Here is a 1,220-nt window from a genome sequence, read left to right as displayed (position 1 = left end):
CTCTTCGAACATCAGGCCCGTACCCGCCCCGAGCACACCGCCGTCATCCACGAGCAGGACCGCACCACCTACCGGGAGCTCAACGAAGCGGCGAACCGGTTGGCGCACCACCTCACCACCTGCGCCGGTATCCGCCGCGGCGACCTGATCGGCGTCCTCCACGACCGCTCCACCACCTTCGCCACCACCCTCGTCGCCCTCACCAAGACCGGCGCCGCCTACACCGTCCTGGACCCCGACTTCCCCGACACCCGACTCAACACCGTCCTGGCCCGCAACCACATCACCACCGTCATCACCGACACCACCCACACCCACCGCATCACCACCGCACCCCACCTCATCCACACCGACACCGACCTCCCCCACTGCGGCACCGCACACCCCCACACCGACCCGAACCCCGGCCTCACACCCCACGACACCGCCTGCGTCATGTTCACCTCCGGCTCCACCGGCGAACCCAAAGGCGTCCTCTCCTCCCACCGCAACCTCACCTCCACCCTCACCGCCCAGACCTACGCCCGCTTCGGACCCACCGAAACCACCCTCCAATGCTCACCCGTCTCCTGGGACGCCTTCAGCCTCGAATTCTGGGGCGCCCTCCTCCACGGCGGCACCACCGTCCTCCAACCCGGACAACGCCCCGAACCCGCCCTCATCAACACCCTCACCAAGCAACACCACGTCACCCAACTCCAACTCTCCTCAAGCCTCTTCAACTACCTCACCGACGAACACCCCGACACCTTCACCACCACCCACACCGCCTACACCGGCGGCGAACCCGCCTCACCCACCCACACCCACCGACTCCACCAACACCACCCCCACCTCACCATCACCAACGGCTACGGCCCCGCCGAATCCATGGGCTTCACCACCACCCACACCATCACCCCCACCACCACACCACCCACCACCATCCCCATCGGCACACCCCTCACCAACAAACACACCTACATCCTCGACACCCACCTACAGCCCACCCCCATCGGCACCACCGGCGAAATCTACCTCGCCGGCCACGGCCTCGCCCACGGCTACCTCGGCCAACCCACCACCACAGCAACCCACTTCATCCCCAACCCCTACGGCCCACCCGGCACCCGCCTCTACCGCACCGGCGACCTCGCCCACTGGACCCCCAACGGCACCCTCCACTACACCGGCCGCACCGACACCCAAACCAAAATCCGCGGCTTCCGCATCGAACCCGC

Annotated in this window: 1 protein-coding gene; it reads left to right on the top strand. The window is 67.3% G+C overall.

Going from position 1 to position 1,220, the window contains the following annotated elements; translation table 11 throughout:
* Positions 1 to 1,220: amino acid adenylation domain-containing protein (locus HCJ92_RS24165; RefSeq protein ID WP_167935727.1), on the top strand; the 1,220-nt coding region annotated here is incomplete at both ends.

This window comes from Streptomyces spiramenti, from assembly GCF_012034385.1.
Taxonomy (GTDB): domain Bacteria; phylum Actinomycetota; class Actinomycetes; order Streptomycetales; family Streptomycetaceae; genus Streptomyces; species Streptomyces spiramenti.
The sequence above is the reverse complement of the archived record's forward strand: the minus strand, read 5'-3'. Positions and strand labels throughout refer to the sequence as shown.